The organism is Burkholderia sp. SIMBA_051, from assembly GCF_046534915.1.
Taxonomy (GTDB): domain Bacteria; phylum Pseudomonadota; class Gammaproteobacteria; order Burkholderiales; family Burkholderiaceae; genus Burkholderia; species Burkholderia ambifaria.
On record NZ_JAWRXS010000010.1, the window covers coordinates 151,642 to 174,685 of the forward strand.

At 69.1% G+C, this 23,044-nt stretch carries 21 protein-coding genes; 17 read left to right on the forward strand and 4 right to left on the reverse strand.

What is annotated here, in order from left to right; translation table 11 throughout:
* Positions 1 to 2: 2 nt before the first annotated feature.
* The 4 genes from SB771_RS24425 (at position 3) to SB771_RS24440 (ending at position 5,125) form a co-directional block, all read left to right on the forward strand.
* Complete coding sequence (locus SB771_RS24425) at positions 3 to 1,955, forward strand: lytic transglycosylase domain-containing protein (RefSeq protein WP_175662023.1); 1,953 nt, start codon at positions 3 to 5, stop codon at positions 1,953 to 1,955.
* Between the two features lie 269 nt (positions 1,956 to 2,224).
* Positions 2,225 to 3,184 (forward strand): complex I NDUFA9 subunit family protein, encoded by a 960-nt coding sequence (locus SB771_RS24430; RefSeq protein WP_175662024.1) that lies wholly within the window; start codon positions 2,225 to 2,227, stop codon positions 3,182 to 3,184.
* A 55-nt stretch (positions 3,185 to 3,239) separates the two neighbouring features.
* Positions 3,240 to 3,887 (forward strand): glutathione S-transferase family protein, encoded by a 648-nt coding sequence (locus SB771_RS24435; RefSeq protein WP_175662025.1) that lies wholly within the window; start codon positions 3,240 to 3,242, stop codon positions 3,885 to 3,887.
* Positions 3,884 to 5,125 carry a multifunctional CCA addition/repair protein gene (locus SB771_RS24440; RefSeq protein WP_175662026.1) on the forward strand — a complete coding sequence of 414 codons (1,242 nt, stop codon included), beginning with the start codon at positions 3,884 to 3,886 and terminating at the stop codon, positions 5,123 to 5,125. Before SB771_RS24435 ends, SB771_RS24440 begins: the two co-directional genes overlap by 4 nt.
* A gap of 45 nt (positions 5,126 to 5,170) precedes the next feature.
* On the opposite strand, the gene SB771_RS24445 is transcribed toward SB771_RS24440, so the two are convergent.
* Entirely contained in the window at positions 5,171 to 6,001 is an 831-nt protein-coding gene (locus tag SB771_RS24445; protein WP_175662027.1) for a helix-turn-helix domain-containing protein, read from the reverse strand.
* A 434-nt stretch (positions 6,002 to 6,435) separates the two neighbouring features.
* Here SB771_RS24445 and SB771_RS24450 point away from each other — a divergent pair, with 434 nt between their 5' ends.
* Positions 6,436 to 8,286, forward strand: coding sequence for a M24 family metallopeptidase (locus SB771_RS24450; RefSeq protein ID WP_175662028.1), 1,851 nt, complete (start codon positions 6,436 to 6,438; stop codon positions 8,284 to 8,286).
* A gap of 109 nt (positions 8,287 to 8,395) precedes the next feature.
* Here SB771_RS24450 and SB771_RS24455 read toward each other — a convergent pair whose 3' ends face one another.
* The 3 genes from SB771_RS24455 to flgA form a co-directional block, all read right to left on the reverse strand.
* The gene (locus tag SB771_RS24455) at positions 8,396 to 8,836 is read right to left on the reverse strand and encodes a flagella synthesis protein FlgN (RefSeq protein WP_006755733.1); all 441 of its coding nucleotides are present in this window, start codon (positions 8,834 to 8,836) and stop codon (positions 8,396 to 8,398) included.
* An 85-nt stretch (positions 8,837 to 8,921) separates the two neighbouring features.
* Entirely contained in the window at positions 8,922 to 9,251 is a 330-nt protein-coding gene (gene flgM / locus SB771_RS24460) for a flagellar biosynthesis anti-sigma factor FlgM (RefSeq protein WP_175662029.1), read from the reverse strand.
* A 118-nt stretch (positions 9,252 to 9,369) separates the two neighbouring features.
* Positions 9,370 to 10,680 (reverse strand): flagellar basal body P-ring formation chaperone FlgA, encoded by a 1,311-nt coding sequence (gene flgA, locus SB771_RS24465; RefSeq protein WP_175662030.1) that lies wholly within the window; start codon positions 10,678 to 10,680, stop codon positions 9,370 to 9,372.
* A 205-nt stretch (positions 10,681 to 10,885) separates the two neighbouring features.
* Between flgA and flgB the strand changes: the two genes are divergently transcribed.
* The 12 genes from flgB (at position 10,886) to flgL (ending at position 22,831) form a co-directional block, all read left to right on the forward strand.
* Positions 10,886 to 11,374, forward strand: a complete 489-nt coding sequence (flgB, locus tag SB771_RS24470; protein WP_006755136.1) for a flagellar basal body rod protein FlgB — start codon at positions 10,886 to 10,888, stop codon at positions 11,372 to 11,374.
* Between the two features lie 36 nt (positions 11,375 to 11,410).
* Positions 11,411 to 11,836: a flagellar basal body rod protein FlgC gene (flgC, locus tag SB771_RS24475; protein ID WP_006755137.1), complete on the forward strand. Its 426-nt coding sequence runs from the start codon at positions 11,411 to 11,413 to the stop codon at positions 11,834 to 11,836.
* 65 nt (positions 11,837 to 11,901) lie between these two features.
* Complete coding sequence (locus SB771_RS24480; RefSeq protein WP_011658142.1) at positions 11,902 to 12,648, forward strand: flagellar hook assembly protein FlgD; 747 nt, start codon at positions 11,902 to 11,904, stop codon at positions 12,646 to 12,648.
* Positions 12,649 to 12,676: 28 nt separating this feature from the next.
* Positions 12,677 to 13,918 (forward strand): flagellar hook protein FlgE, encoded by a 1,242-nt coding sequence (gene flgE, locus SB771_RS24485; RefSeq protein WP_126228677.1) that lies wholly within the window; start codon positions 12,677 to 12,679, stop codon positions 13,916 to 13,918.
* Between the two features lie 20 nt (positions 13,919 to 13,938).
* A complete protein-coding gene (gene flgF, locus SB771_RS24490; RefSeq protein WP_006755140.1) occupies positions 13,939 to 14,697 on the forward strand; it encodes a flagellar basal-body rod protein FlgF in 759 nt (252 codons plus the stop codon).
* Between the two features lie 35 nt (positions 14,698 to 14,732).
* Positions 14,733 to 15,521 carry a flagellar basal-body rod protein FlgG gene (flgG, locus tag SB771_RS24495; protein WP_006755141.1) on the forward strand — a complete coding sequence of 263 codons (789 nt, stop codon included), beginning with the start codon at positions 14,733 to 14,735 and terminating at the stop codon, positions 15,519 to 15,521.
* Positions 15,522 to 15,542: 21 nt separating this feature from the next.
* The gene (flgH, locus tag SB771_RS24500; protein WP_105831957.1) at positions 15,543 to 16,232 is read left to right on the forward strand and encodes a flagellar basal body L-ring protein FlgH; all 690 of its coding nucleotides are present in this window, start codon (positions 15,543 to 15,545) and stop codon (positions 16,230 to 16,232) included.
* Between the two features lie 5 nt (positions 16,233 to 16,237).
* Positions 16,238 to 17,416, forward strand: coding sequence for a flagellar basal body P-ring protein FlgI (locus SB771_RS24505; RefSeq protein ID WP_244096806.1), 1,179 nt, complete (start codon positions 16,238 to 16,240; stop codon positions 17,414 to 17,416).
* A complete protein-coding gene (gene flgJ / locus SB771_RS24510; protein WP_175662031.1) occupies positions 17,417 to 18,409 on the forward strand; it encodes a flagellar assembly peptidoglycan hydrolase FlgJ in 993 nt (330 codons plus the stop codon).
* 212 nt (positions 18,410 to 18,621) lie between these two features.
* Positions 18,622 to 19,377, forward strand: coding sequence for a flagellar brake protein (locus SB771_RS24515; protein ID WP_105831955.1), 756 nt, complete (start codon positions 18,622 to 18,624; stop codon positions 19,375 to 19,377).
* A 192-nt stretch (positions 19,378 to 19,569) separates the two neighbouring features.
* Positions 19,570 to 21,567, forward strand: a complete 1,998-nt coding sequence (gene flgK, locus SB771_RS24520; RefSeq protein ID WP_175662032.1) for a flagellar hook-associated protein FlgK — start codon at positions 19,570 to 19,572, stop codon at positions 21,565 to 21,567.
* Between the two features lie 22 nt (positions 21,568 to 21,589).
* On the forward strand, positions 21,590 to 22,831 hold the full coding sequence (flgL, locus tag SB771_RS24525; RefSeq protein ID WP_011658135.1) for a flagellar hook-associated protein FlgL: 1,242 nt from the start codon (positions 21,590 to 21,592) through the stop codon (positions 22,829 to 22,831).
* Positions 22,832 to 23,044 lie beyond the last annotated feature (213 nt).

The window sequence follows — 23,044 nt, forward strand, 5'->3', positions numbered from 1 at the left end:
CGATGTCGAACAGCCTTTTCCGAGTATATCGCGCGGTCGCGCTCACGCTTTCCGCCGCCGCGCTCGTCGCGGGCACGGCCGCGTGCGCCGCACCGGGCGACGACACGCTCGCCGGGGATGACCAGATCTTCGTGCAGCTTCGCGAAGCCGCACGCCGCAACGACGCCGCGAAGGCCGCGCAGCTCGCGTCGATGATCCCGAACTATCCGGTCCCGTCCTACGTCGAGTATTTCCAGATCAAGCCGCAGCTGTTCGATTCGACGGGCCGCGCACGTGTCGATGCGCCCGACGCACCCGTGCAGTCGTTCCTGCAGCGCTACGACGGACAGGCGATCGCCGACCGCATGCGCAACGACTACCTGCTCGTGCTCGGCGCGCGCCACGACTGGCGCAGCTTCGACGACCAGTACAAGCGCTTCGTGCTCGACGACGACACGCAGGTCAAGTGCTACGCGCTCGAATCGCGCGCGGCGCGCGGCGAGAACGTCGCCGACGCGGCACGTGCGCTGCTCGTCGAGCCGAAATACTACGGCGACGCCTGTGTCGACCTGATTACGGCGCTGACGGTCAACCAGCAGTTCACGAGCGACGACGTGTGGCAGCAGGCGCGCCTCGCGTACGAGCAGAACTACACGACGCTCGGCGGCAAGATCGTCGACGCGCTCGGCCCGCGCCCGGTCGACTTCGACCAGGCGACCAGCGCGCCGCCGCTGTACCTCGCGCGCGGCGTCGGCCCCGACGCGGCGTCGCACCAGCTCGCGCTGATCGCGCTCGGCCGCATGGCGCGCAACGATCCGGACGCGGCGGCGGGGATGCTGACGTCCGTCGCCGGCTCGCTCACTAAGCCGGAGCAGGCGATCGCGTGGGGCGCGATCGGCTACCAGGGCGCGATCAAGCGCTCGCCGCTCGCGTCGGTCTGGTATGCGAAATCCGCGAACGCGCAGCTGTCGAACCCCGGCTACGAATGGCGCACGCGCGCCGCGCTGCTCGCCGGCAACTGGCCGATGGTGCGCTGGTCGATCGAGCAGATGCCGCCGTCGCTGCGCGAGGATCCGGCCTGGATCTACTGGCATGCGCGCGCGCTCAAGCAGAGCGGCGACACGCTGCAGGCGAACCAGGAATTCGAGCAGGTCGCGGGCCAGTACAACTTCTACGGGCAGCTCGCCGGCGAAGAGCTCGGCCAGCGGACGAGCGTTCCGCCGCGCACGAAGGTGAGCGACGCCGACATCGGCGCGATGAGCAAGATCCCGGGCTTCGCGCTCGCGCAGCGCTTCTATGGGCTGAACCTGCGCCTCGAAGGCAACCGCGAATGGAACTGGCCGCTGCGCGGGATGACCGATCGCCAACTGCTCGCGGCCGCCGAATACGGCAAGCGCGTCGACCTGCTCGACCGCACGGTCAACACGGCCGACCGCACGAAAGCCGAGCACGACTTCACGCTGCGCTACCCGTCGCCGTACCGCGACATCGTCGAGCGCTACGCGCAGTCGTCGGGCCTCGACATCGAATGGGCGTACGGGCTGATCCGCCAGGAGTCGCGCTTCATCACGAACGCGCGTTCTTCGGTCGGCGCGGGCGGGCTGATGCAGCTGATGCCGGCCACCGCGCAGCTCGTCGCGAAGAAGCTCGGGATGGGCACGATCACGCGTGCGCAGATGCACGACATCAACACCAACATCCAGCTCGGCACCTGGTATCTGGCGGACATCTACAACAACTTCGACAGCTCGCCGGTGCTGGCCACCGCCGGCTACAACGCGGGCCCGGGCCGGCCGCGCCAGTGGCGCCAGGTGCTGACGCAGCCGGTCGAAGGCGCGATTTTCGCGGAGACGATTCCGTTCAACGAGACGCGCGACTACGTGAAGAACGTGCTGTCGAACACCGTCTACTACGCGGCGCTCTTCGAGGGCAAACCGCAGTCGTTGAAGAAACGCCTGGGCATGATCTCGCCCTGATCCGCAATCTTCATACTGCCGCGCGACACGCGGCAGTATGCTCGAGGGGCTGTCCACGCTCATGACGGGCCAGCCCCGTCTATGATTCTCCTGGTCAGGGGCGCAAGCGTGGCCGGCCGCACTGCGGCGTCGCGCGTCGCTTGTCAGGCTCGGCCGGACGGCGCGCCCCGCTTCTTGCATGCGCCCGAAGGAAGCCCCGCTGCGGACAGCCGGCACGGCTCGTTCGCAAGCCCGTCATCAGCGTGAACCGCCCGTTGGAGGACTCGACCATGGATCGCCAGACCGTCGCGCTGCTGGGCGGCACCGGCTTCATCGGCAGCCGGCTCGTCAATGCGCTGATCGACGCCGGCAAGCACGTGAGGATCGGCACGCGGCGGCGCGACCATGCTCGCCACCTGCAGATGCTGCCGGTCGAGATCGTCGAGCTCGACGCGCTCGACACGCGCACGCTGGCCCGGTTCGTCGCCGGCGCGCACGCGGCCATCAATCTCGTCGGCGTGCTGCACGACGGCCGCGGCACGCCATACGGGCCCGGCTTCGAGCGCGCGCACGTCGCGCTGCCGGCCGCGCTGGCCGCCGCATGCGTCGAAGTCGGCGTGCGGCGCGTGCTGCACATGAGCGCGCTCGGCGCCGACTCGCACGGCGCGAGCATGTACCAGCGCTCGAAAGGCGACGGCGAGGCCGCGCTGCACGCGGTCGCGGCGACCGATTCGCTCGCGCTGACGATCTTCCGCCCGTCGGTCGTGTTCGGTCCCGGCGACACATTCCTCAACACATTCGCGAACCTGCAGCGTACGCTGCCGGTGCTGCCGCTCGCGATGCCCGACGCGCGCTTCCAGCCGGTGTTCGTCGGTGACGTCGTAACCGCGTTCGTCAACACGCTCGATCTCACGGCCGCGCACGGCAAAACCTACGAGCTCGGCGGTCCGACCGTCTATACGCTCGAGCAGCTGGTGCGCTATTGCGGCACGCTGGTCGGCCGGCAGGCACGCATCCTGCGGCTGCCCGACGCGCTTGCGCAGCTGCAGGCGCGCGTGTTCGAATGCCTGCCCGGCGAGCCGATGATCACGCGCGACAATCTCGCGTCGATGTCGGTGCCCAATGTGCTGTCAGGGCCGCTCGCGCCGGAACTCGGGCTGTCGCCCGCGAGTCTCGAGAGCATCGCGCCCGCGTATCTCGGCGACGGCGCGCAGCGCTCCCGCTTCGACTGGTTTCGCTCGCGCCGCTAGGCGTCGCGGGCAACCGCTTTCCGTCATTCATTTTCGCGCCTTTCGGAACACCGCCATGAAACTCGTCATTGGAGACAAGAATTACTCGTCGTGGTCGATGCGGCCGTGGCTGCTGCTCGCGCATTTCGGGATCCCGTTCGACGAGATCGCGATCGAGCTGCGCCGTGACGACACGGCCGCGCGTATCCGCGAGTATTCGCCGACCGGCAAGGTGCCGTGCCTGATCGACGATCACGGCACCGCGATCTGGGATTCGCTCGCAATCGCCGAGACGCTCGCCGAGCGCTATCCGCAATTCCCGATGTGGCCGGCCGATCCGCTGGAGCGCGTCCACGCGCGCTGCATCTCGGCCGAGATGCACTCGGGCTTCCCCGCGCTGCGCACGCAGATGGGGATGAACGTGCGCGCGTCGATGCCGGGACGCGGCGCGACGCCCGATGCGCTGGCCGACGTCGCGCGTATCGACGCGCTGTGGAGCGCGTGCATCGAGGCATCGGGCGGGCCGTTCCTGTTCGGTGAATTCGGGATCGCGGATGCGATGTATGCGCCGGTCGTGATGCGCTTCAATACGTATGCGCCGGCGCTGTCGCCGGAAGCGGCCGGGTATGCCGCGCGCGTGACCGCGCTGCCGGCGGTGCAGCGCTGGATCGACGCCGCGCGCCGCGAAACCAACGTGATTGCCGAATACGAACCGAACCCATGAACATCTACGCAGTAGGCGGAGCGATCCGCGACGAACTGCTCGGCGTGCCGGTGCAGGACCGCGACTACGTGGTGGTGGGCGCGACGCCCGAGCAGATGGTCGCCCAGGGCTTCCGGCCGGTCGGCAAGGATTTCCCGGTGTTCCTGCATCCGGACACGCAGGAGGAATACGCGCTCGCGCGCACCGAGCGCAAGACGGCGGCCGGCTATCACGGCTTCCAGTTCTACTTCGCGCCGGACGTGACGCTCGACGAGGATCTCGCGCGGCGCGACCTGACGATCAACGCGATGGCGCGCGAAGTGAGCCCGGAGGGCGCGCTGGTCGGGCCGGTGATCGATCCGTTCGACGGACAGGCCGACCTGCGTGCACGCGTGTTCCGGCACGTGGGCGACGCGTTCGTCGAGGATCCGGTGCGGATCCTGCGGCTCGCGCGTTTTGCCGCGCGCTTCGCGGATTTCACGGTCGCGGACGACACGCTCGCGCTGATGCGCCGCATGGTCGACGCCGGCGAAGCGGACGCGCTGGTGGCCGAACGCGTGTGGCAGGAAATCGCGCGCGGGCTGATGGAGGCGAAGCCGTCGCGGATGTTCGCGGTGCTGCGCGAATGCGGCGCGCTCGCGCGCGTCCTGCCCGAGGTCGACGCGCTGTGGGGCGTGCCGCAGCGCGCCGACTACCACCCGGAAGTCGACACGGGCGTGCACGTGATGATGGTCGTCGACTACGCGGCGAAGCAGGGCTACTCGCTGCCGGTGCGCTTCGCGGCGCTCACGCACGATCTCGGCAAGGCGACGACGCCTGCCGACGTGCTGCCGCGCCATGTCGGCCACGAAGGCCGCAGCGTCGAGCTCATCAAGCCGTTGTGCGAGCGGCTGCGCGTGCCGAACGAATGCCGCGATCTGGCGCTGGTGGTCGCGCGCGAGCACGGCAACCTGCATCGCGTGATGGAAATGGGCGCGGCCGCGCTGGTGCGGTTCTTCGAGCGCAGCGACGCGTTGCGCAAGCCGGCGCGCTTCGCGGAGATGCTGCAGGCGTGCGAATCGGATGCCCGCGGCCGGCTCGGGCTCGACACGCAGCCGTATCCGCAGGCCGAGCGGCTGCGCGTGGCGCTGGTGGCGGCGCGCAGCGTCGACGCGGGCGCGATCGCGCGCGGTGTCGGCGACGATGTGACGCAGATCAAGGACGCCGTGCATCGCGCACGGGTCGAGGCCGTCAAGCAGGCGCTGGCGATCGGCGAATAGCGCGGGAGAAACGGGTGGCGCGGGGCGTCGTCCGGCCGCCCGCCGTCATTGCTTCGTGCGGGTGGTGGCGCGGCGGGCCGGGGTGGCGGCGGCCGGGCGTTTGCCCGTGGTCGCGCGCGGCTTGCCGGCAGCGGGCTTGGCCGCCGACTTGGCCGCCACGCGGGCCGGCAGGTCGGCAGGCGCGGCCGCGTTCGCGGCGTGCTCTTGTTCGCGTTTCTGCGCCGGTTCGCGGCGGCTCACGCGCGGCTCGCCCGGCGTCGGGCCGGCATCGCGCGCGGGCGGCCTGATTTCCATTGTCGCGGATCCGAATTCGGCGCAACTGTCGTCGAAGAGCGGCAGCGTGCCGACCGCGATCAGTTCGGCCGGCCCGTCCCCGACATTCGCGACGCGATGGCGCTTGCGCGCGTCGAAGTGCAGCGAGTCGCCGGGCGACAGCGGGTAATCCTTCTTGCCGATCGTGTAGCAGACGCGGCCGGTCAGCACGTACACGAACTCGTCGCCGCCGTGCGCGACCCATTCCGAACGGTAGCCCTCCATCATCCGGACCTTGAGCGCGTGGATCTGGCTGCCGTCGAAGGTGGTCGACAGCCGCTCGTACCATTGCGACGTGGCATCGACCGCGTACGGTTCGCGGCGGCCCGCGCGCGAGTCGGGCTGCGCCTGGCGCGGCTGCTCGATCAGCGTGCCGAGCGGCACGTTCAGCGCCGTCGCGACGTTGACGAGCGACGACAGCGAGATCCCGGTGAGATTGCGCTCGACCTGCGACAGGAATCCGATCGACAGGTTCGCCTCGGTCGCGACTTCCAGCAGCGTCTTCTTCGCTTCCCGGCGCAGCCGCCGGATGCGCTGGCCGATACGCATGAGGTCTGAATCCATGAATCTCTTTCGTGACAACGAGTCGGGAGGCGAGCGGAAGGGCGGTGCAGCCGCCGGGACGTTGCGTTCCGCGAAGCGCACGACGCACGGCCGTCGGGACGGCGATGCCGGCGCATTGTACCGCGCGGTGGCGCCCGCACGGCGCCACCGCGCCTGGCCGGGCCACCCTCGCGCCGTGCCGGTAATTTTAGCCCTACGAAAATTTTGGCTTGACCTCAATTTGAGCGTGCTCTAGATTCTGTCGACGCATCAAACAAAGTTAAGTGGGACAAAAATTTTTCTCGAGACCGGCCGCCGGAAACGGCGCTGCGGCGCCGCGGCCCGGCTGCCCGCGGGGCCTTGCGTCGTCCGCGCCCGGGCGGCGCGCCGCGTCACGCGTGCGCGAGGCCGCGTGACACCGCCGGCTGCCGACCACAATCATTAGCGGGTATCCGATGATCGATCGACTGAAATACAGCTTCTCCGGCCTTCCTCCGTATGACGCGTGCGTCGCCGATACGCAGCGCGGCCTGTCGCGCGTGCTCGACGCGCTGCGGCTCGACGCCGTGGTCGTCACGTCGCAGGACGAATACATCACCGAATATCTGCCGCGCAGCAACAACCCGCGCTACGCGCTGTCGGGCTTCGACGGCTCGGCCGGCTGCGGGATCTTCCTGAGCGCGGCGACCGCGCAGGCGCTCGGCGTGCCGCCGTTCGTGCTGTTCGTCGACGGCCGCTATCACCTGCAGGCCGAACGGCAGTGCGACCCGGCCCACGTGCGGATCGAGAAGCTCGGGATGAACGTGACGATCTGGCAGGCGCTGGGCGACTGGCTCGTCGTGCACGCGAGCCGGCTTGCGCGGGTCGGCTACGACGCGCTGCGGATCAGCGTCGCGCAGCGCGACCGGCTGATCGAGCAGACGCAGCCCGCGTCGCTCGACTGGACGAGTCTCGTCGAGCGCGAGATCGACCGCGCAATCGCGCTGCCGGGCTGGGTGGTCGAGCGGCCGATCTTCGAGCTGCCGGACACGATGACCGGCGCGAGCGTCGCGCAGAACCTCGACGCGCTGAACCGCCGGCTCGCCGAGCACACCGGCGCGGCGCCCGGCAAGACCGCGTTCTTCACGTGTGCGTCGGACGATCTCGCGTACCTGCTGAACAGCCGCGGCTATCACATCCCGAACGTGTCGTCGCACCTGGGCTTCCTGTTCGCGGTCGGCGCGCAGGTCGTGCTGTTCCTGCCGGAAGGCTGCGACCGGTGCCCGGTCGAGCTGACGTCGTATCCGGCGCTGCGCGTGATCCGGCGCGACTTCGCCGAACTCGAGCGCTTCCTCGCGTCATGCGCGGTCGACCACGTGTGCTACGGCTTCGAATCGGTCAACTGCGCGCTGGTCGAATCGGTGCGTCGCGTGTGGCCGCAGGCGCGCCACGCCGATTTCAACCCGGTCGAGGCGATGCGGGCGAGCAAGACGCCGGCGGTGCTCGACCGCTTCCGCGACGCGTTCGCGCGCAGTTCGGCGGCGATCGCCGAAACGATGCGCTGGGCGAAGGCCGGCGAGCCGGGGCGGCGCCATACGGAATACGATCTGGCCCGCACGATCAACGACGCGTACGGCGCCCGCTCGGCGGTCGCGCTGACGTTCCCGTCGATCGCGGCGAACGGCGCGAACAGCGCGTTCGCGCATTACACGACGGCGAGCGCCGAGGTCGAGTTGACGGAAGGCGAACTCGTGCTGCTCGACAGCGGCGCGTATTACGACGCCGGTTTCGCGACGGACTGCACGCGGGTGGTGCTGCGCCGCACGCGGCCGGAAACGGTCGCGCAGCCGTGGCAGCGCGAGATCTATACGGTCGCGCTGAAGGCCTGCATCAAGGGGCTCGTCACGCATTTCCCGAAGACGGCCACGGGCGGCGACGTCGATGCGGCGGTACGGCAGGTGTGCCGCGACCACGGCTACGATTTCGGCCACGGCACCGGGCATGGCGTCGGGATCCACGTCCACGAGGGCGGCGTGCGATTCGCGCCGGGCGCGAAGTACGGGCTGGTGCCGAATGCGGTGATTTCGGTCGAGCCGGGCATCTACGTGCCGGGCAAGGGCGGCGTGCGGATCGAGAACATCGTGATCGTGCGCGCGGACGACGACGCATCGGACACCGTCTCGTTCGAGAACATCGTCACCGTCGGCTACGACTGGGATCTGATCGACGTCGAGCTGCTGGACGAGGACGAGCGCACGTACCTGCGCGACTACGAACGGCTTTGCGTGGAACGCGGCACGCAGGTCACTGCGTGTCCGTTGCTGTAAGGCGGGGAGGGCGCGCTGCCGGCGCGTCGGAGCGCCGGCATGATCGGTACGTCGGAGCGTCGACCTGATCAGTACATCAGAGTGTCGGCGTGATCGGTACGTCGCTGCTTCAGCGCATCAACGCCGACACGCGCCCGTCGGGCCCGTAGACGCCGGCCGGCGCGGGGGCCGAGCGCAGCACCGCGAGCGCGCGCTCGTTGTAGTCCATCCGGATCCGGATCAGCATCCCGTTGGTCGCATTGGCCTGGCGCGCACGTTCGGCGGCCTGCAGCAGCAGTTGCCAGCGGCCGGCGAGGCGTGCATCGCGCTCGGCGGCCTGGTCCATGCCTTTCTTGCCGGCCGGAAAGCCGAGCGCGGACAGCTGCGTGTCGCGCGTGCGCTCGAGCTGCGCGAGCCGGTCGATCAGCACGCTCTTCTTCTCGACGATGCCGGGCAGCATGTCGAGCGGCTCCGGCGTCGTGAGCGCCTTTTCCTCGTAGGCGAGCAGGGACGCGAACGCTTCGACCGTCGCGTGTTCGTCGTTGACCGTGGCCAGCAGCTCTTCTCTCATCGCGTCATGCTCGTCGCGCCGGCACGCGGTGGCGCATGCCGGCAAACCAGGGGACCGGTCAGGGCGTGACGGGCCCCTGGCCGGCTCAGTTGCCCTGCGAGCGCTGCTGTTGCAGCAGGTCGCGGGCGGTATTCAATACGCCGTCGGCGATCTTGTTCACGTCGATCGTCAGCGTGCCGTCGTTCAGCGCATCCTTGATCGACTGGACGAGGGCCGTGTCGATGTCGGCGCTGCCCGAGGCCGACTGCGAACGCAGCTGGCCCGACAGACCCGACAGGTTCACGGTCGTGTCGCCGCCGGTCGATCCTGCGTCGGCCGCCTGCGCGGACGACGAAGCCGCGCCGGATTGCGCGCGGGTCGCGCCGTTGCCGGTCGACGCGAGGGGGCTCGGTTTCGGAGTGGAATCGATCTTCACGATGGGTTTCCTGTACGGTATGACCCAGATAACGGCCGGGTCGGCCCGAACTTTAGCATCGTGAGCCCGACAGGCTCCGAATAAACAATTCTTTGCAATCTTGCGGCGGGATCCGCCCCTACAGCGGAATTTCCACGGTCCCGGCGTCCTTGACGATCGCCGTCACGATTTGCCCCGCGGCCATCCTGACCCGTATCGACTGGCCCGGCGCCGCGTTCGCTAGCGCGCTGCCCTCGGCCGAGATCGTGAAGCCGGGCCCGGCCGCGACGACCCGCACCGTCTGGCCGGCCGACACCGACGCGGCGCTCTTCAGCATGTCCTGGCGCAGCGGCAGCCCGGCCGAGATCCGGGCCAGCGCGGTCGCGCCGACCGCCTGCGCGGGATCGGTGATCACCGCGAGCGGCAGCACCGTCAGGTCGCCGTCGCGCGCGACGAGGTCGGCTGCGGTGAGCGGCTCGCCGGGCGCGATCTGCCGCGCGGCGACGTAATAGGTGGCCTGCACGGCGACCTTCGCCTGCAGGTAGACGGTCCACGGCCGTTCGCCCGCGCAGCGCACGCCGACCGTCGTGCGGCCCCACAGGCGCGCGCCGGTCGGCAGGAACGGCTCGAGCGTCGTGCACGCGGCGAGCCCGCGCGGAAACGCCGTCGCGACGGTCGCGGTGGTCTTGCCCGGCAGGCCGGCGATCTGCTGCTGGAGGAACGCGAGGGCCGTGCGCCGGATCGCGTCGGGGTCCTGCTGGCCGGGCGGCGTCGCCGGCTGGGGCGCGGCGGAAGCCTGGGCCGCGGTGGTTGACGCCGTCGGCGCGCGCGGGGCCGGTGCGGCCGGGAGGGGGCGCGCTGCCGCGACGCGCGGGGCAATCGCCGCTCGCGCCGGATTCGATGCGGGATTCGACGCGGATTCGGCCGTACCGGCGACGACGGTCGCGACGGCGCCCGGATCGGCGGCGCGCGGCGCGCCGTAACCGGTGTTCATGCGTGCGGCGGTGTTCATGCGTGCGGCCGCGTAGACGGGCCGCGGTGCGGGCGCCGGCACGGCAGCCGGCGGAGGAACGCTCGTCACGACCATCGAGCCGGCCGGCTGCGCCGCGTAGGCAGCCGCGGCAGTGCCGCCCGCACCGGTCGCCATCGCCATGCCCGCTCCCGGCGCTATGCCCGCGCCAGACGCCGTTCCCGCTCCCGGCACCGTTCCCGACGCCGCACCCATCGCCGCGCCCGACGCCATCCCCGCATTCCCCCCAAACTGCCCGCCGCTCGCCGCATTCGCATGCGCGAGCGCCGTCTCGGCCGTCTCGCCGCGTCCGGGGATCACGATCATCCCGTCGTCCGCATGCGCCGCCGGCACCGCGAGCCACAGCGCCGCGGCGAGCGCGAACGCACGCGGCACGCGCGTCCGGCGTCCGTCGTTCCCGCGAAGTGCGCTGCCTGTCATCGCCGTGTCCTCGAAACCGTTGATCCGATTCGCATTCTAGGCAGCGGGGCCGTCGCGCAAACGATGAATAGAGGGGGCCTTTGCCGCGTTATTCGCCCGATTGCCGGTTGCGCGCGACGCCTACCATCGCTGTCATGGAAAAAAGCCCCTTGGGTCGCCATCCGGCGCAACGGGCGTGCAGCGCTTCATACGGAGAGACGCACACATGCTGGACAAACTCGATGCCGAATTCGCGTTCGGGCGCCAGGCGCTCGACGTGCGCGCCTATCGGCAGGAACTGCTGTCGTCGAACATCGCGAACGCCGACACGCCGGGCTACCAGGCCCGCGACGTCGATTTCGCGTCGACCCTCGCGCGCTCGCTGAAGCAGACCCACGGCGGCCTCGCGCCGAGCAACGCCGCGCAGCTGCCGATGGCGCAGCCGGCCGGCGTGGCGAGCGGGATGACGATGGTGTCGACGGCGCCGGGCCACATGGCCGGCGCCGCGAAGCTGATTCCGACGGGCGGCCCGGCCGACGACTACGGTCGCTCGCAGTACCGGATGCCGCTGCAGCCGTCGCTCGACGGCAACACGGTCGATCTCGACGTCGAGCGCGTGCAGTTCGCGAACAACGCGCTGCACTACGAAACCGGGATGACCGTGATGACCCAGCAGATCAAGGCGATGATCGCCGCGATCTCGACGAACTCGTAAGCGCGCGCCGCTTCCGTACCCGAACAAGGAGCCCTCATGCCCTCGTTGATGAACATCTTCGGCGTCGCCGGTTCGGCGCTGTCCGCGCAATCGCAGCGCCTGAACGTCACCGCGTCGAACCTCGCGAACGCCGACAGCGCGACCGGCCCCGACGGCAAGCCGTACAAGGCCAAGCAGGTCGTGTTCGCGACCGACCCGATGGGCGGCGCGCGCACCGCGTCCGGCCAGGGCGTGGGCGGCGTGCGCGTGACGAAGGTGATGGACGATCCGTCGCCGATGAAGTCGACCTACGACCCGGCGAACCCGTCCGCCGACGCGAACGGCTACGTGCAGATGCCGAACGTCGATCCGGTGCAGGAGATGGTGAACATGATCTCGGCGTCGCGCTCGTACCAGGCCAACGTCGAGACGCTGAACACCGCGAAGACGCTGATGCTCAAGACGCTGACGATCGGCTCGTAAGCCGCGCAGCGATACCGACACATCGAGACCCCAGACCCGACAGTTCCGACACAAGGCCATTCAGGATGACATCCACCAGCACGACGATCGGCGGCAACGGCACCAACGTGTCGAACCTGCCGACCGACACGATGAACACCAGCAACGTGTCGACGACCGGCACGTCGGCGAGCGACCTGCAGGCGACGTTCCTGAAGCTGCTCGTCACGCAGTTGCAGAACCAGGATCCGACGAGCCCCGTCGACAGTTCGCAGATGACCTCGCAGCTCGCGCAGATCAACACGGTGAGCGGCATCGCGCAGCTGAACACGTCGCTCACGTCGCTGTCGAGCCAGCTCGCGGCCGGCCAGCAGACGCAGGCCGCGCTCCTGATCGGCACGAACGTGCTCGCGCCGGGCAACGGCGTCGCGGTGAAGGGTGGCGCGGCGTCGCCGTTCGGCGTGTCGCTCGCGAACGACGTGTCGAACTTGACGATCACCGTGAAGAACAGCTCGGGAGCCGTCGTCAACACGATCAACGCGGGCAAGCAGTCGGCCGGCACGGTGCCGTTCAACTGGACGCCGACCGATGCAGCGGGCAACGCGCTGCCGGACGGCAAGTACACCGTGAGCGCGCAGTACACGGGCAGCGACGGCAAGACGTATGCGCCGACCGTGCTCGCGGCCGCGCAGGTACAGAGCGTGATCAAGCAGGCGGACGGCACGGCGGGGCTCGTGCTGTCGAACGGCACGACCGTGGGGCTCACCCAGGTCGCGTCGATCTTCCCGAACACCGCATCGTCGTCGACCTCCGACGCCACCACCACCAACTGATCCAGCTTTCTCGAAAACGGAGACCGAAATGGGTTATCAACAGGGTCTGAGCGGCCTCGCCGGCGCATCGAACGCGCTCGACGTGATCGGCAACAACATCGCGAACGCGAACACGGTCGGCTTCAAGTCGAGCACCGCGCAGTTCTCCGACATGTACGCGAACTCGATCGCGACGTCGGTCAACACGCAGATCGGCATCGGCACGGCGCTCTCGTCGGTGCAGCAGCAGTTCGGCCAGGGCACGATCAACACGACGAACTCGTCGCTCGACGTCGCGATCAACGGCAACGGCTTCTTCCAGATGTCGAACAACGGCGTGACGACGTATTCGCGCGACGGCACGTTCCAGCGCGACAAGAACGGCTACATCGTCAACGCGCAGGGCCTGAACCTGATGGGCTACCTGGCCGACAAGAACGGCGTGGTGAACACCGCGCAGACCGTGCCGCTGCAGGCGCCGACGACCAACATCTCGCCGACCGCCACGACCAAGATCACCGGCCAGTTCAACCTGAACTCGCAGGACAAGGTGCCGACCAAGACGCCGTTCGACGCGACCGACACCTCGACGTACAACTATTCGACGTCGGTGCAGGTGTACGACTCGCTCGGCGGCTCGCAGGCGGTCAACATGTACTTCGTGAAGTCGGCGGCGGGCACGTGGGAAGCGTATGCGGGCGTGCAGGGCGGCGCCACGACCGACCTCGGCACGGTCACGTTCGATTCGTCGGGCGCGATCAAGAGCACGACGACGGGCACGCCGGCCGTGCCGACCGCGTCGGTCGGCCAGTTCCAGTTCACCGTGCCGACCACCGACGGCTCGACCACGCCGCAGCCGCTCACGCTCGACCTGACCGGCACGACGCAATTCGGCGGCAAGGACGGCGTGAACAACCTCGCGCAGAACGGCTACGCGAGCGGCACGCTGACGACCTTCTCGATCGGCGCGGACGGCAAGCTGACCGGCAACTACTCGAACGGCCAGACGGCGGTGCTCGGGCAGATCGCCATCGCGAACTTCAACAACCCGAACGGCCTCGTCAACCTCGGCGGCAACCAGTACGCGGAAACGGCCGCGTCGGGCGTGCCGCAGATATCGGCGCCGGGCAGCACGAACCACGGCACGCTGCAGGGCAGCGCGCTCGAGAACTCGAACGTCGACCTGACGTCGCAGCTCGTCAACCTGATCACCGCGCAGCGCAACTACCAGGCGAACGCGCAGACGATCAAGACGCAGCAGACCGTCGACCAGACGCTCATCAACCTGTAACGCGCGGATAACCGGCAGCCATGGACCGACTGATCTACACGGCGATGACGGGCGCGTCGCAGTCGCTCGACCAGCAGGCGATCGTCGCGAACAACCTCGCGAACGCGTCGACGACGGGTTTTCGCGCGCAGCTCGCGACCTACCGCGCGGTGCCGATGAATTTCGGCGACGGCAGCACGAGCGACCCGACGACGACGCGCACCTACGTGCTCGCGTCGACGCCCGGCGCGGACTACGCGCCGGGTCCGATCACGCGCACCGGCAACCCGCTCGACGTCGCCGTGCAGGGCGCCGGCTGGCTGGCGGTGCAGACGGCCGACGGCAGCGAGGCGTACACGCGCGCCGGCAACCTGCACGTCGATGAAAACGGCCAGCTCGTCAACGCGAGCAACCTGCCGGTGATCGGCAACGGCGGCCCGATCTCGGTGCCGCCGAACGCGGAAGTGACGATCGGCAAGGACGGCACGGTGTCCGCGCTGATGCCGGGCGACCCGCCGACGGCGGTCGCGATCGTCGACCAGATGAAGCTCGTGAACCCCGATCCGGCCACGCTCGCGCGCGGCAACGACGGGCTGTTCCGCACCGCCGACGGCAATCCGGCCGACAGCGACCCGAGCGTGGTCGTCACGCCGAATTCGCTCGAAGGCAGCAACGTGAATCCGGTGACCGCGATGGTCGCGATGATCGACAACGCACGGGCGTTCCAGCTGCAGTCGAAGCTGATCCAGACGGCCGACCAGAACGAGCAGTCGGCGAACCAGCTGCTCAACTTCAGCTGAGCGGCACGGCCCTCGCTACCAGGAGAAGATTCAACATGAACCGTTCGCTCTACATTGCCGCCACCGGCATGAATGCGCAGCAGGCGCAGATGGACGTGATCTCGAACAACCTCGCGAACACCAGCACGAACGGCTTCAAGGCGTCGCGCGCGGTGTTCGAGGATCTGCTGTACCAGACCATCCGCCAGCCGGGCGCGAACTCGACGCAGCAGACCGAACTGCCGTCGGGCCTGCAGCTCGGCACCGGCGTGCAGCAGGTCGCGACCGAGCGCCTGTACACGCAGGGCGGCCTCACGCAGACCGGCAACTCGAAGGACGTCGCGATCAACGGCGCGGGCTTCTTCCAGGTGCTGATGCCGGACGGCACGAATGCGTACACGCGCGACGGCTCGTTCCAGACCAACGCGCAGGGCCAGCTCGTCACGTCGAGCGGCTACCAGATCCTGCCGGCGATCACCGTGCCGCAGAACGCGCAGTCGCTGACGATCGGCAAGGACGGCGTCGTGTCGGTCACGCAGCCGGGCTCGAGCAACGCGGTGCAGATCGGCTCGCTGCAGATCGCGACCTTCATCAACCCGGCCGGCCTCGAGGCGAAGGGCGAGAACCTGTTCGCCGAAACCACGTCGTCGGGCGCGCCGAACGTGGCGCAACCGGGCCTGAACGGCGCCGGCGTGCTCAACCAGGGCTACGTCGAGGCGTCGAACGTGAACGTCGTGCAGGAGCTCGTCAACATGATTCAGACGCAGCGTGCGTACGAGATCAACAGCAAGGCCGTGACGACGTCCGACCAGATGCTGCAGACCGTCACGCAGATGAAGAGCTAACCGGAAAGTCCAGTCGTCGCCATGAAGCAGGTTCGCCTCCTCCCGTCAGCCCCCGTGCGCGCCGTGTGCGCGCTCGCGGTGGCCGCGCTCGCCGGCTGCGCGCAGATTCCGCGCGATCCGATCATCCAGCAGCCGATGACGGCACAGCCGCCGATGCCGATGTCGATGCAGGCGCCCGGCTCGATCTACAACCCGGGCTACGCGGGCCGGCCGCTGTTCGAAGACCAGCGGCCGCGCAACATCGGCGACATCCTGACGATCATGATCGCGGAGAACATCAACGCGACCAAGTCGTCGGGGGCGAACACCAACCGGCAGGGCAACACCGACTTCAGCGTGCCGACGGCCGGCTTCCTCGGCGGGCTGTTCGCGAAGGCGAACATGTCGGCGGCCGGCGCCAACAAGTTCGCGGCGACGGGCGGCGCGAGTGCTGCGAACACGTTCAACGGCACGATCACCGTGACCGTCACCAACGTGCTGCCGAACGGCAACCTCGTCGTCAGCGGCGAGAAGCAGATGCTGATCAATCAGGGCAACGAGTTCGTGCGCTTCTCGGGGGTCGTCAACCCGAACACGATCTCGGGCGCGAACTCGGTCTACTCGACGCAGGTCGCCGACGCGAAGATCGAATACTCGTCGAAGGGCTATATCAACGAAGCCGAGACGATGGGCTGGCTGCAGCGCTTCTTCCTCAACATCGCACCGTGGTGATGACGATGCCGCAGCCTCTTTTCCATCGACTGTCGTCCCGCGCGCAGACCGTCGCGCGGATCGCCGCCGCGCTCGTGCTGGCCGCATGCGCGTTCGGCGCGCCGGGCGCGCACGCGGAACGCCTGAAGGATCTCGCGCAGATCCAGGGCGTGCGCGACAACCCGCTGATCGGCTATGGCCTCGTCGTCGGCCTCGACGGCACGGGCGACCAGACGATGCAGACGCCGTTCACGACGCAGACGCTCGCGAACATGCTCGCGAACCTCGGCATCTCGATCAACAACGGGTCGGCCAACGGTGGCCCGTCGTCGCTGAGCAACATGCAGCTGAAGAACGTCGCGGCCGTGATGGTGACCGCCACGCTGCCGCCGTTCGCGCGGCCGGGCGAGGCGCTCGACGTGACCGTGTCGTCGCTCGGCAACGCGAAGAGCCTGCGCGGCGGCACGCTGCTGCTCACGCCGCTCAAAGGCGCGGACGGGCAGGTGTACGCGCTCGCGCAGGGCAACATGGCGGTCGGCGGCGCGGGCGCGAGTGCGAACGGCAGCCGCGTCCAGGTGAACCAGCTCGCGGCCGGCCGGATCGTCGGCGGTGCGATCGTCGAGCGCGCGGTGCCGAACGCGATCGCGCAGATGAACGGCGTGCTGCAGCTGCAACTGAACGACATGGACTACGGCACCGCGCAGCGGATCGTGTCCGCGGTCAATTCGAGCTTCGGCCCGGGCACCGCGACGGCGCTCGACGGCCGCACGATCCAGCTCGCCGCGCCGGCCGATTCCGCGCAGCAGGTCGCGTTCATGGCGCGCCTGCAGAACCTCGACGTGAGCCCGGACAAGGCCGCCGCGAAGGTCATCCTGAACGCGCGCACCGGCTCGATCGTGATGAACCAGATGGTGACGCTGCAAAGCTGCGCGGTCGCGCACGGCAACCTGTCGGTGGTCGTCAACACGCAGCCGGTGGTGTCGCAGCCCGGGCCGTTCTCGAACGGGCAGACGGTGGTCGCGCAGCAGTCGCAGATCCAGTTGAAGCAGGACAACGGGGCACTCAAGATGGTGACGGCCGGCGCGAACCTCGCCGACGTCGTGAAGGCGCTGAACACGCTCGGCGCGACGCCGGCGGACCTGATGTCGATCCTGCAGGCGATGAAGGCGGCGGGCGCGCTGCGCGCCGACCTGGAGGTGATCTAAATGGCAGCCAACCTTCCCGACGCGAACGATCTCACCCAGCGCTTTGCACTCGACGTGCAGGGCTTCGATGCGCTGCGCGCGCAGGCGAGGCAGTCGCCGCAGGCCGGCGCGAAGGCGGTCGCGGGCCAGTTCGACGCGATGTTCACGCAGATGATGCTCAAGAGCATGCGCGACGCGACGCCCGACGGCGGGCTGCTCGATTCGCACACGTCGAAGATGTACACGTCGATGCTCGACCAGCAGCTCGCGCAGCAGATGTCGAAGCGCGGGATCGGCGTCGCCGACGCGCTGATGAAGCAGCTGATGCGCAACGCGGGGCAGGGCAGCGGCACGGCGGCCGACGCCGGCGCCGCTGGGCTCGGCGCGGCTGGCTTGGGCGCGGCCGGCGCCGGCACGTCGGGCAACGAAGGCAGCCTCGCCGCGATGAATGCGATGGCGCGGGCGTATGCGAACGCGGCGAACAACGGCGGCCTCGCCGGCGCGCGCGGCTACTCGGCCGGCAGCGCGCTCACGCCGCCGCTGAAGGGCGCGAGCGGCGTGCAGGACGCCGACGCGTTCGTCGACCGGCTCGCCGCGCCGGCGCAGGCGGCGAGCGCGAGCACCGGCATTCCGGCGCGCTTCATCGTCGGCCAGGCCGCGCTCGAATCGGGCTGGGGCAAGCGCGAGATCCGCGCGAGCGACGGCTCGACGAGCTACAACGTATTCGGCATCAAGGCGAACAAGGGCTGGACGGGCCGCACGGTGTCGGCGCTGACGACGGAGTACGTGAACGGCACGCCGCGGCGCGTCGTCGCGAAGTTCCGCGCGTACGATTCGTACGAGCATGCGATGACCGACTATGCGAACCTTCTGAAGAACAACCCGCGCTACGCGGGCGTGCTGAGCGCGAGCCGCAGCGTCGAGGGTTTCGCGCACGGGATGCAGAAGGCCGGCTACGCGACCGACCCGAATTACGCGAAGAAGCTGATCTCCATCATGCAGCAGATCGGCTGACGGGGCAGCCCCCGTTCCGCCGCCTCTCGGACCGCGCCCGGCACCCCGCCGCGCGCGGTTTTCAACGTTTGCGCGAAAAATATCGGCAATTCGATCTAAACTTTCGGGGAGCACTGCCGCTAAGTGTGTGAGACCTGCTACCGGGCCCTGTTCTGGCCCGGTTTTACTGCGCACCGTTCGTCCGGGCGCCCTGACAAGAAAACCGGCTAGCCATGAATATCGAAACGTCGACCGATCCGAGCCTGGATGCGGGCCATTCCGGGCCTGACTACGCCCGCCGCAATCCGCTGGAGATCGGCGTGCAGCTGCGCAATCTCGTGAATCGCGGCGACTTCCTGACCGTCCAGTACCCGGGCGGCCAGCTCGTCACGCGCCTGCTCGAGGTCGACGTCGGCGCGCGCACGTTCACGTTCGACTGGGGCGCGCTGTCCGAGCAGAACGCCAGCATCCTCGCCGCGTCGCACTGCACGTTCTCGGCCGCGCCGGAGGGCGTGCGCGTCGAATTCACCACGAACACGCCGCGCGAGACGCGCTACGAGGGGCTGCCCGCGTTCGTCGCCGATTTCCCCGACGTGCTGATGTGCATCCAGCGCCGCGAGTACTTCCGCGTCGATGCGCCGATCGTCGATCCGTTCCTCTGCCGCGGCACGCTGCCGGACGGCGAGAGCTTCGTGTTCGAGGTGCATAACCTGTCGCTCGGCGGCGTCGGGTTGCGCACGGCCGACGAGCGCGTCGAGGCGCTCGAGGTCGGCACGCTGCTGCCGGACGTCGAGCTCGAGCTGACCGGCCACGGCAAGCTGTCGCTGGAACTGCGCCTCGTGTCGCAGCGTTCGACGCAGATGCCGAACGGTTCGCGGCGCTATCAGCTCGGCTTTCGCTTCATGTCGCTGCCGGGCAGCGCGGAGAACACGCTGCAGCGCCTGATCACGCAGCTCGAGATGAAGCGCCGCTCGCTCGCGCGGGCCTGACGCACCGCCTCGCGGCCCCGCTCGGGGCCGCCTTCGCAGCGGCGCCGGCAGCGCGCGCCGCAGCCCCCGACCGGCGACGCGCCAGTGCGCGCCGCGCGTGCATTTTTTCCTCAATTTTTTCGATCCGCGGCCGTTATACCGGGAGTCACGCAACCCGGCGGCCGCAGCGCGGCCGGCTCATCAGGATCGCGCATGTCCAACACACTCATGAACCTCGGCGTCAGCGGCCTCAATGCCGCGCTCTGGGGCCTCACGACGACCGGTCAGAACATCAGCAATGCCGCGACGCCCGGCTATTCGGTCGAGCGCCCCGTCTATGCCGAGGCGAGCGGCCAGTACACGTCGAGCGGCTACATGCCGCAGGGCGTGAACACCGTCACCGTGCAGCGGCAGTACAGCCAGTACCTGAGCGACCAGCTGAACAGCGCGCAGTCGCAGGGCGGCGCGCTGTCGACGTGGTATTCGCTCGTCGCGCAGCTGAACAACTACGTCGGCAGCCCGACGGCCGGCATCTCGACCGCGATCACCGGCTATTTCACCGGGCTGCAGAACGTCGCGAACAATGCGTCCGATCCGTCGGTGCGGCAGACCGCGATCAGCAACGCGCAGGTGCTCGCCGACCAACTGAAGGCGGCCGGCCAGCAGTACGACGCGCTGCGCCAGAGCGTGAACACGCAGCTCACCAGCACCGTGTCGCAGATCAACACGTACACGTCGCAGATCGCGCAACTGAACCAGCAGATCGCGGCGGCGAGCAGCCAGGGGCAGCCGCCCAACCAGCTGATGGACCAGCGCGACCTCGCGGTGTCGAATCTGTCGAGTCTCGCCGGCGTGCAGGTCGTGCGCAACGACAGCGGCTACAGCGTGTTCCTCGCGGGCGGCCAGCCGCTCGTCGTCGCCGACAAGAGCTACCAGCTCGCGACGGTCACGTCGCCGTCCGATCCGAGCGAGCTGACCGTCGTGTCGCAGGGCATCGCCGGCGCGAACCCGCCGGGCCCGAACCAGGCGCTGCCGGATACGTCGCTGTCGGGCGGCACGCTCGGCGGCCTGCTCGCGTTCCGCAGCCAGACGCTCGACCCCGCGCAGGCGCAGCTCGGCGCGCTCGCGACCAGCTTCGCCGCGCAGGTCAACGGGCAGAACGCGCTCGGCATCGACCTGTCGGGCAAGCCGGGCGGCAACCTGTTCACGGTGGCGAACCCGGCCGTCTATTCGAACCAGGGCAATACCGGCACCGCGTCGCTTTCCGTCTCGTTCGCCAACGCAGCGCAGCCGACGACGAGCGACTACACGCTGTCGTTCGACGGCACCAACTACACGCTGACCGACCGCGCGAGCGGGTCGGTGGTCGGCCAGTCGACGTCGATGCCGGCGTCGATCGGCGGGCTGGCCTTCTCGTTCGCGTCCGGCTCGATGAATGCCGGCGACCAGTTCACCGTGCTGCCGACGCGCGGCGCGCTGAACGGCTTCGGCCTCGCGACGACGAGCGGTTCGGCGATCGCGGCCGCGTCGCCGGTGGTCGCGGCGGCGTCGAGCACCAACCTCGGCACGGGCAAGATCGCGCAGGGCGCGGTGAGCGCCGGCTACCAGGTCCCGACCACGCCGACCAAGCTCACCTACGACGCGGCGTCGAAGTCGCTGTCGGGCTTCCAGGCCGGCACCACGGTGACGATCGCGGGCACGCCGCCCACCTCGGTGACGATCACGAGCCCGACCGACAGCGTGCCGTACGACGCGACGGCCGGCGCGAAGCTGACGATCTCGAGCACCACGCAGCCGGCGCCGGCGGGCGTGATGAACGGCGTGACCGTCACGCTGTCCGGCGCGCCGTCGGATGGCGACTCCTTCACGATCGGACCTTACGCGGGCGGCACGAGCGACGGCTCCAACGCGCTCGCGCTGTCGCAGCTCGTCACCGCGAAGTCGCTCGGCGGCGGCACGACGACGCTGACCGGCGCATATGCGAAGTACGTGAACGCGATCGGCAACACGGCGAGCCAGCTGAAGTCGTCGAGCGCCGCGCAGACCTCGCTGGTTGGCCAGATCACGACCGCGCAGCAGTCGGTGTCGGGCGTGAACCAGAACGAGGAAGCGGCGAACCTGATGCAGTACCAGCAGCTTTACCAGGCGAACGCGAAGGTGATCCAGACGGCGGCGACGCTGTTCCAGACCGTGCTCGGCCTGTTCAACTGACCGGATTCGAGGAATAGAAGCGATGCGAATTTCCAGCGCCCAGTTCTTTCAGCTGAACGTTTCCCAGATGAACGATCAGCAGGCGCAGCTCGCGCAGCTGTACCAGCAGATCGCGAGCGGCGTGAGCCTGCAGACGCCGGCCGACAACCCGGTCGGCGCGGCGCAGGCCGTGCAGCTGTCGATGACGTCGGCGACGCTGTCGCAGTACGCGACCAACCAGACCGCGGCGCTCGCGTCGCTGCAGGCCGAGGACCAGGCGCTGCAAAGCGTGAGCGGCGTGCTGACCGGCGTGCAGACGCTCGTCGTGCGTGCCGGCGACGGCTCGCTCGCCGACAGCGACCGCTCGGCGCTCGCGACGCAGCTGCAAGGCTATCGCGACCAGCTGATGACGCTCGCGAACTCGAACGACGGGGCCGGCAACTACCTGTTCGCCGGCCTGAACAATTCGTCGGCGCCGTTTACCAGCAGCCCGAACGGCAGCGTCAGCTACGTCGGCGACTCGGGCACGCGCCAGGTGCAGATCGGCGATTCGAGCAGCGTGGCGCAGGGCGACACCGGTTCGGCGGTGTTCATGTCGGTGCCGTCGCTCGGCAGCGCACCGGTGCCGTCGGCCGGCGCCGCCAACACGGGCACCGGCACGATCACCGCGGTGACGGTCACGACCCCGTCGGCCGCGACCAACGGCCATCAGTTCTCGATCGCGTTCGGCGGCACGCCCGCCGCGCCGACCTACACGGTGACCGACAACTCGGCCAAGCCGCCGACCACCACGCCCGCGCAGGCGTACACGGCGGGCGCGTCGATCGCGCTCGGCGGCGGGATGACGGTGGCGGTGTCGGGCACGCCGGCCGCCGGCGACACGTTCGCCGTGACGCCCGGCCCGCAGGCGAGCGGCGGCGCGGACATATTCTCGACGCTCGACTCGATGATCTCGGCGCTGAAGACGCCCGTGACCGGCAACCCCGTTGCCGCCGCGGCGTTGTCGAACGCGCTGATGACGGGCTCGATCAAGGTCGGCAACACGATGCGCAACGTGACGACGATCCAGGCGTCGGTTGGCGGCCGCGAGCAGGAGGTCAAGGCGATGCAGGCCGTCAACCAGACCGCGTCGCTGCAGACCACCAGCAACCTGACCGACTTGACCAGCACCAACATGACGACGACGATCAGCCAGTATCTGCAGGTGCAGAATGCGCTGACCGGCGCGCAGAAGGCCTACGTGCAGCTGCAGAACCTGTCGCTGTTCCAGTACATCAATCCGTGATGTCCGCGGCGCCCGCTGCGATGTGAGCGCCCGCTTACGTTGTGCGGCGGGCTGGGCGGTCGCTGCTGGCCACGGCTTACGGCTCACGGCTCACGGCTCACGGCTCACGGCTCACGGCTCACGGCTCACGGCCCACGGCTCACGACCCACGACCCACGACCCACGACCCACGGCCCACGGCCCACGGCCCACGGCTGCGGCCGGCCGGCGCGT

Bases quoted from the DNA above. Each gene is read 5' to 3' on its own strand.
- SB771_RS24425 (WP_175662023.1), top strand. From the start codon at position 3: ATGTCGAACAGCCTTTTCCGAGTATATCGCGCGGTCGCGCTCACGCTT.
- SB771_RS24430 (WP_175662024.1), top strand. From the start codon at position 2,225: ATGGATCGCCAGACCGTCGCGCTGCTGGGCGGCACCGGCTTCATCGGC.
- SB771_RS24435 (WP_175662025.1), top strand. From the start codon at position 3,240: ATGAAACTCGTCATTGGAGACAAGAATTACTCGTCGTGGTCGATGCGG.
- SB771_RS24440 (WP_175662026.1), top strand. From the start codon at position 3,884: ATGAACATCTACGCAGTAGGCGGAGCGATCCGCGACGAACTGCTCGGC.
- SB771_RS24445 (WP_175662027.1), bottom strand. From the start codon at position 6,001: ATGGATTCAGACCTCATGCGTATCGGCCAGCGCATCCGGCGGCTGCGC.
- SB771_RS24450 (WP_175662028.1), top strand. From the start codon at position 6,436: ATGATCGATCGACTGAAATACAGCTTCTCCGGCCTTCCTCCGTATGAC.
- SB771_RS24455 (WP_006755733.1), bottom strand. From the start codon at position 8,836: ATGAGAGAAGAGCTGCTGGCCACGGTCAACGACGAACACGCGACGGTC.
- flgA (WP_175662030.1), bottom strand. From the start codon at position 10,680: ATGACAGGCAGCGCACTTCGCGGGAACGACGGACGCCGGACGCGCGTG.
- flgB (WP_006755136.1), top strand. From the start codon at position 10,886: ATGCTGGACAAACTCGATGCCGAATTCGCGTTCGGGCGCCAGGCGCTC.
- flgC (WP_006755137.1), top strand. From the start codon at position 11,411: ATGCCCTCGTTGATGAACATCTTCGGCGTCGCCGGTTCGGCGCTGTCC.
- SB771_RS24480 (WP_011658142.1), top strand. From the start codon at position 11,902: ATGACATCCACCAGCACGACGATCGGCGGCAACGGCACCAACGTGTCG.
- flgE (WP_126228677.1), top strand. From the start codon at position 12,677: ATGGGTTATCAACAGGGTCTGAGCGGCCTCGCCGGCGCATCGAACGCG.
- flgF (WP_006755140.1), top strand. From the start codon at position 13,939: ATGGACCGACTGATCTACACGGCGATGACGGGCGCGTCGCAGTCGCTC.
- flgG (WP_006755141.1), top strand. From the start codon at position 14,733: ATGAACCGTTCGCTCTACATTGCCGCCACCGGCATGAATGCGCAGCAG.
- flgH (WP_105831957.1), top strand. From the start codon at position 15,543: ATGAAGCAGGTTCGCCTCCTCCCGTCAGCCCCCGTGCGCGCCGTGTGC.
- SB771_RS24505 (WP_244096806.1), top strand. From the start codon at position 16,238: ATGCCGCAGCCTCTTTTCCATCGACTGTCGTCCCGCGCGCAGACCGTC.
- flgJ (WP_175662031.1), top strand. From the start codon at position 17,417: ATGGCAGCCAACCTTCCCGACGCGAACGATCTCACCCAGCGCTTTGCA.
- SB771_RS24515 (WP_105831955.1), top strand. From the start codon at position 18,622: ATGAATATCGAAACGTCGACCGATCCGAGCCTGGATGCGGGCCATTCC.
- flgK (WP_175662032.1), top strand. From the start codon at position 19,570: ATGTCCAACACACTCATGAACCTCGGCGTCAGCGGCCTCAATGCCGCG.
- flgL (WP_011658135.1), top strand. From the start codon at position 21,590: ATGCGAATTTCCAGCGCCCAGTTCTTTCAGCTGAACGTTTCCCAGATG.